General features: G+C 70.5%; 5 protein-coding genes and 1 pseudogene. 5 read left to right on the forward strand and 1 reads right to left on the reverse strand.

Features of this window, described 5'->3' with window-relative positions:
* A partial coding sequence (locus ACPXCS_RS39475) for a lipid II:glycine glycyltransferase FemX (RefSeq protein WP_425971239.1) occupies positions 1-983 on the reverse strand: 983 nt, incomplete at its 3' end.
* Positions 984-1,126: 143 nt separating this feature from the next.
* On the opposite strand from ACPXCS_RS39475, the gene murJ reads away from it, so the two are divergent.
* From murJ to ACPXCS_RS39500, 5 genes and pseudogenes are all read left to right on the forward strand, one after another.
* Complete coding sequence (gene murJ / locus ACPXCS_RS39480; RefSeq protein WP_425951921.1) at positions 1,127-2,818, forward strand: murein biosynthesis integral membrane protein MurJ; 1,692 nt, start codon at positions 1,127-1,129, stop codon at positions 2,816-2,818.
* Positions 2,815-3,390 carry a SigE family RNA polymerase sigma factor gene (locus tag ACPXCS_RS39485; protein WP_425951922.1) on the forward strand — a complete coding sequence of 192 codons (576 nt, stop codon included), beginning with the start codon at positions 2,815-2,817 and terminating at the stop codon, positions 3,388-3,390. Before murJ ends, ACPXCS_RS39485 begins: the two co-directional genes overlap by 4 nt.
* Positions 3,383-4,243, forward strand: a complete 861-nt coding sequence (locus ACPXCS_RS39490) for a hypothetical protein (protein ID WP_425951923.1) — start codon at positions 3,383-3,385, stop codon at positions 4,241-4,243. The genes ACPXCS_RS39485 and ACPXCS_RS39490 overlap by 8 nt, the downstream gene beginning before the upstream one ends.
* Positions 4,244-5,043: 800 nt before the next feature.
* Positions 5,044-5,775, forward strand: coding sequence for a hypothetical protein (locus ACPXCS_RS39495; protein ID WP_425951924.1), 732 nt, complete (start codon positions 5,044-5,046; stop codon positions 5,773-5,775).
* Positions 5,776-6,109: 334 nt separating this feature from the next.
* A pseudogene (locus ACPXCS_RS39500) lies at positions 6,110-6,375 on the forward strand (glycoside hydrolase); the annotation flags it as partial.

Consider the following 6,375-nt stretch of genomic DNA (forward strand, 5'->3'; position numbering starts at 1 on the left):
TCGGCACCCAGCGCGTGCGCGTCCTTGAGCATCCGCCACTGCAGGGCGTTGCTCGGCCGCACCTCGCGGCGGTGGTCTGCGGACGCTCCGGTCTGGTACCAGGCCCGGCGCCCCGCCACGATCATCGTGTGCGCGGCGAGCACTTCCCCGTCGTGCCAGGCCAGGTACAGCCGCGTGCGACCGGGCTCTTCCGCGTTGAGCTGCTCGTACTGGCGCTGGAAGTACTCCAGCGAGCGTCCGAGCCGGAAGCCGTCGCGCTGCTCGGTGAGCTGCAGCAGCCGGTAGAACTCCGGCAGATGGTCGGCCGTACCGATGCAGGGCTTGACGTCGGACTTCAACGCCTTCTTTATGTTGCGCTGCCACTCCTGGTTCAGGCCTGCCCACAGGTCCTCGAGGCTGCGGCCGGCGAGCGGCACCTCGAAGAGGTAGCGGGGCTGTGCGTCGCTGGGGTTTCCCTCTTCGCCGCAGCGCTGCCATCCGGCCGCCCGGATCCGGTCCGCGACGGCCGCGCCTATCGGGTCGACGAGGTCCGGCAGCACGTCGCCGACGCGTCGGCCGGGACCGACCGTCGCCTTGAGGGTCGCGGCGTTCCAGCGTCGGTACGGCAGTGGCGGCCCCATCCGCACCGCGAAGGCGCCGGCCGACCGGAGATGGTCGAGCAACGGCTGAAGCAGCTGCGGCAGCCGCGGGTCCGCCCAGTCCAGCACCGGTCCTTCCGGCAGGTAGGCGAAGTACCGGCGCGTTCCGGGCAGTGGCCGGTACAGCACCTGGGCCGCGCCGCACTGGCGTCCCGAGCTGTCGAACCAGCCGAGCCGCTCGGCCTTCCAGCCTGCCTTCACCGCAGCCCAGGACGGGTACTGCAGAAAGCTCACCTGTCCGGGGAGAGAGTCCAGATATCCCAGGTGCTGTTCGGGGGTCGTGGTCAGCACCTCGTGGCTGCGGGTGTGGGTGGCTTCGGACATCTGCGCCTCTGTCGCGGCCATGTGGCAGGTCTCCTCGATCTGTTCCGTACTCCTCCGTCGGGAGGGCGGCGGGACAGACCCGCCTGTCTCTTGCACGCCTGGCGGCCCCGGTCTGTGGCGGGGAATTTCGCTGAGTTGCTCGAGCTGCGGGGAGGACGCACGGCGTGACGGCTCAGGAACAGGCGGAAGCCGCCACCGGGTCGATTCCGAAGTCCCGTTCGACGCCCCGGCTGCGCGGCGGGGCCGTGATGATGCTGGGCTCGCTGGCGTCGCGGGCCACCGGGTTCGTCCGTGGTGCGGTCGTGGTCGCCGCACTGGGCACGGCGCTGCTCGGCGACGCCTACAACGTCGCCAACACCGTGCCGAACATCGTCTACATCCTGCTGATCGGCGGGGCGCTGAACTCGGTGTTCGTGCCGGAGTTGGTGCGGGCGGCGAAGGAGCACGCGGACGGCGGGGCCGCGTACACCGCCCGGCTCCTTACGCTCTGCCTGACCGCCCTGACCGTGATCACCACCGCAGCCGTTCTCGCCGCGCCCTGGATCGTGTCCGCGTACACCGACTACACGGGCGCCCAGCGCGACCTCACGGTCGCGCTCGCCCGCTACTGTCTGCCGCAGATCTTCTTCTACGGCGTGTTCACCGTGCTCGGCCAGGTCCTCAACGCCCGTGACCGGTTCGGGGCGATGATGTGGACCCCGGTGCTCAACAACGTCACCGTCATCGCGGTGTTCGGGCTCTACCTGGTGATCGCCCGTGCCGCGAGCAGGGCGGACGAGGTCACGGACGGCCAGCTGCTCCTGCTCGGCCTGGGCAGTACGGCGGGCATCGCCGTCCAGGCGCTGGCGCTGTGGCCGTCGCTGCGGGCGGCCGGGTTCCGGTGGCGGCCGCGGTTCGACTGGCGCGGATCAGGGCTCGGACGGCCGGTGCGGGCCGCCGTGTGGACTCTGCTGCTGGTCCTGGTGAACCAGATCGCGTACTGGGTGGTGACCCGGCTGTCCACGTCCGCCGGGGTGCGCGCCGTCGCCGAGGGCGTCAGGGAGGGCGTGGGCTATACCGCGTACAGCAGCGCCTATCAGCTCTGGGTGGTACCGCAGGGCATCGTCACCGTCTCCCTGGTCACCGCGCTGCTGCCGCGGATGAGCCGGGCCGCCACCGACGGAGACCTGGCCCAGGTGGCCGCCGGCCTGGCCCGGACCGTGCGGACGACAGCGGTGGCGATCGTGCCCGCCGTGTTCCTCTTCCTGACGCTCGCGCCCCAACTCGCTGGTCTCGCCTACCAGTACGGGCAGGTGAGCGACGCCGATGCCAAGGCGATCGGCTGGGTGCTGGCGGCGTTCGCACCCGGGCTGGCGGCCTTTTCCGCGCAGTACGTGCTGGCGCGTGGCTTCTACGCGCTCGGCGACACTCGTACGCCTTTCCTGCTGTCCCTGGTCATCGCCGGCGTCAACGCGGGGCTGTCCGTGACCTCGTACGTCGTACTGCCCGCGCGCTGGGCGGTCACCGGCATCGCGGCCGCGTACGCGATCGCCTGCACGACGGGCCTGTGCTGCACCGCGCTGGTGCTGCGCCGCAGGCTGGGCCGCCGGCTGGAGCGGGTCCTCGGCACGCACCTACGCCTCGGACTCGCGTGCCTGCCGGGCGCCGCCGTGGCGTACGCGGTGAGCGGCTGGCTCACGGAGCGGCTGGGTCACGGTCTCGCGGGGGACGCGTCGGGCCTGGTGGCCGGCGCCGCCGTCATCGGCCTGTCCGTCGTGGTGTTGGCGCGCCCGCTGCGCATCCCCGAGGTCGGCAAGCTCGTTGCGCCACTGACTCGCCGTTTCGGACGCAACGGCCGTCATAGGAGGGACGGATGACGAACGGCCAAGGCCAGGAGCCGGACACTCGCAGGGACTTCGAGCGCTTCTATGCCGAGAGCGTGAAGCGGCTGGTCACCGTCGTATACGCCGTGACGGGCGACCTCGGCGAGGCGGAGGACGCGGTCCAGGAGGCGTATGCCAAGGCCTGGCCACGGTGGGAGCAACTGGTCGCCCAGGGGGATCCGACGCCGTGGGTGCGCACGGTCGCCCTGCGTCTGGCGGTCAGCTCCTGGCGCAGGACCCGCAACCGGATCCGCGCCCACTTCAAGCATGGTCCACCGCCCGACCTGCCCGGCCTCGCGCCTGACCACGTCGCACTGGTCGCCGCGCTGCGGCACCTCAACCCCGAACAACGGCGCACGGTGGTGCTGCACCACCTCCTCGACCTCCCGGTGGAGGAGGTCGCCCGCCAGACCGGATCGACCAGCGCGGCGGTACGCTCACGGCTCATGCGGGCCCGCCGCATCCTCAGCACCCATCTCACCGACTCGCCGGACACGCCGACGGCACGAGCAAGCCGTCCGGCAACCGCCGCACAGCCCCGGAAGGAGGTCTTCCCGCATGAGTGACGAGACCCGCCACCCCCCGCAGGACGACCTCGGCACGTTGCTCCACGGCTACGCCCACGACGCCGAGCCGCTGATCGCCGTAAGCGGGGGTGTCGCGGACGTGCACGAGCGGGTACGCCGCCACCGGACCCGCCGCCGACTGGCGGCCACCACGGCGGGCTGCGCCGCCCTGCTCTCGCTCGGCCTCTGGGGCCTTTCCTCTCTGCTCGGCGGCGCATCCGCCGACCGTCCCCCGCGGACCAGTGCCGGCCTGGTCTCGGCCGCCTCGATCCTGCCCTCCCCGGACAGCGACGGCCGCCTCCCCCGTACGGATCTGCTGCCCCCCTCCGCCCTGCCCTGGAACTCCGCCTATCACTGGCGCGCCACAGCCACAGGCGACGGTGTCACCACTCCCCTGCCCACCGGCGGGACGGGTGACTGCGCTCTGCGATGGTTCGACGGGGCCGGCGCCGACGCCGGAGAGCAAATCACCCGTACGTACACAGGAGACAGCGGCACAGCCGCACAGCACCGGATCGTGGCGTACGCAGACAACTCCGCCGCCCAGCACGCCGCCAGACAGCTGGCCGCAGCCCTGCACAAGTGCGGCTGGCACGAGACCCGAAGTCTCCATGCACATGACCTCGGTTCGGCGGCGCTCTCACTTCATGAATACGTCCTCACGCACGGCGCGCAAGCCCCACTGCGCGTGACGCTGGTCCAGTCCGACCACCGGGTCGCCGTCCTCGTACTGGCCACCCCGCAGGTCGACGATCACGCCTACGCCGATCCGCGGACGGAGAGCTGCCCGGAGAAGACCGCGGACTCCATACAGCCGCACGCCCCCACGCCGTCGGCGACGAGGCACTGCTGAGCGACCCTGCACGATCGTGCCGTGTCCGCCGAGCACGGGAGCCGACCAATGCGTCGGCAGGCTGCCCGGAATGGATACCCTGGCCAAGGTAGCCTTCCGGCAGTGACGACGAAAGCTGCGTTACCCGGGGCGCTGAAACTGGCCACACACCTGTCCGGACTGGCTATGATCACGCCGTGCTCACGGACCGGACAGCCACAGCCCCCTCGCGAGGCCGCGGGCGGGCTGCGCAGCTGACCCGTCTCGCGTGGCTCGCGGCGCTGCTGTTCGGCCTGCTGTTCACGCATGGACTGCACGGCGAGAGTGCCGCAGGGCACCTCGCAACGGGCATGACCGCATCTCTTCCCGTACACGCGGAGTCTTCCGCGGATCAGGATCACCCCCAGCACGACGGCGAGTCCGAGGGCTCCGCGCACAGCTGCGCGCCGATGCAGCCGCACGACATGTTCCACGTAGGCGCGCCGGGCGCATCGCCGTTGGAAGTGACCCATCCTTGGGGCCTTTGGCCGTACTCCGGCATGCGTGCCGTCAGCGATAGCCCGAACACGGGCTCTCCTCACGCCACATCCGTATTGCGCATCTAGAACGGGCCGGGCACGTCCCGCCTGCCGAGCCACTGTTCGCCGGCGCCGTCGGGTTCCCTGATGCCCCCGCGCGCCCTGAAACAGCGACACGGCAACCCTTGCCGCTCGGCTGCGGCCGAGCGTCTCGCGACTGATCCATGCCCGACCTCGCCCTGCCCGCGACTTCCTCCTCTCCGAATCCCTTCGGAATTCTTCGAGCCGCCGAAAGGCCCTTCCTTGTCTATCGTCACCGACCGCCCCGCACCTTCCGCACATCAGCCGCACCCCGAAGGTGGCCGAGCCGCCGCCCGCCGCGGGCGCGGCCGCCGCCGCGCCCGCAAGCCGGCCCCGCTCGCGGGCCGCTACATCGGGTACGTGCTGTACTTCGTCGGCGCGGGCCTCATCAGCGGCGCCGTCGTGCACCACCCGCTGGATCCGGCCCGATACACGGTGATCGCCGTAATCGGCGTCCTCGTCTTCCTGGTTGCGACGCTGGTCAACGAATTCCTGCTCGCCGCTGACCGCCCCACGCTGCCCCGCGCCATCCTCGTCATCACCGCGTCGCTGCTGCTCTCGTTCGGCATCGGCATGCTCAGCGGCGGCTTGCAGCACTTCGAGGACTTCCCCGCCCGGGGCGCCGTGCTCGTCCCCCTGGGGATAACCGTCTCCTTCATCGCCTTCGTACTCAGGGACCGCGAGTCCTCCTGGCGCCGCATCTTCGGCCCTCTGGGGCTGGCCGTCCTCCTCACCGCAACCGTCAGCTTCTTCGGACTGCGCACGATCGCGGACGACCTGGCCGCAGCATCTGGCGAGAGCGGGCACAGCCACGGCGGCGGCGCGGAGGAGGAAGCGGAAGAGCATGAAACCGGAGAGGAACCTCCCGCGTCCTCTTCGGAGTCGGAAACACCGGAGACGACCACCTCCACCGATGCGGAGTCCGGTCACACCGGCGACGGACACAGCCACTGAGGCCCAAGCCCTCCGCTGCTGCGACAACGCCGACCCCCCGGACCAGCCACCGGCCGCCCGCGGCCTTCGCCACCGTGCGAGCTCCTCGGCACCTACGGCGACTGAGCCTCCGCCGTAGACGCTCCGGCGGCGAGTGGGTCCGTGACTTGCGCCACACCGTTCAACTTCCAGGACCTTGGCTTGGTCGCCAACTCCCGCCAGCGGCCAGTCGGTGGGCAATTCGGGCGTAACGGCGAAGAGCCTTGATTGCAGGCCCAGAGACGGGGGCCGGAATGTCCGTTATGGAATCAAGGAGCAGCTGCGAGTTGGGAATTCCCCGCCCCGCTGGGCAAGTGTGGTGCACCCCACGTTCCTTGAAGATGCGGAGGAGACCCTGATACCGGTTGTTCCCATGTCCCACACCGCTCACATACCAAGCCACAGGAAACCCCGCCGCAACACATCTAGAATGGCGGTGCGGACCGGGGTTGCCAGTGGCGTCCTCAGCACCTTGGCAGTGGCTGGTGGGTCTGCCTCGGCAAATGCTGCTGAGCCGGCGACTCAGACGCTCGAACTGCCCACTCTCACGGCCGACCTGGCCGCGCAGGTCTCGCGGTCCGC

It is taken from the genome of Streptomyces sp. DT190 (genome assembly GCF_049846985.1).
Lineage (GTDB): Bacteria > Actinomycetota > Actinomycetes > Streptomycetales > Streptomycetaceae > Streptomyces.

Coding starts and splice junctions, on each gene's coding strand:
- ACPXCS_RS39485 (WP_425951922.1), top strand. CDS start 2,815: ATGACGAACGGCCAAGGCCAGGAGCCGGACACTCGCAGGGACTTCGAG.
- ACPXCS_RS39490 (WP_425951923.1), top strand. CDS start 3,383: ATGAGTGACGAGACCCGCCACCCCCCGCAGGACGACCTCGGCACGTTG.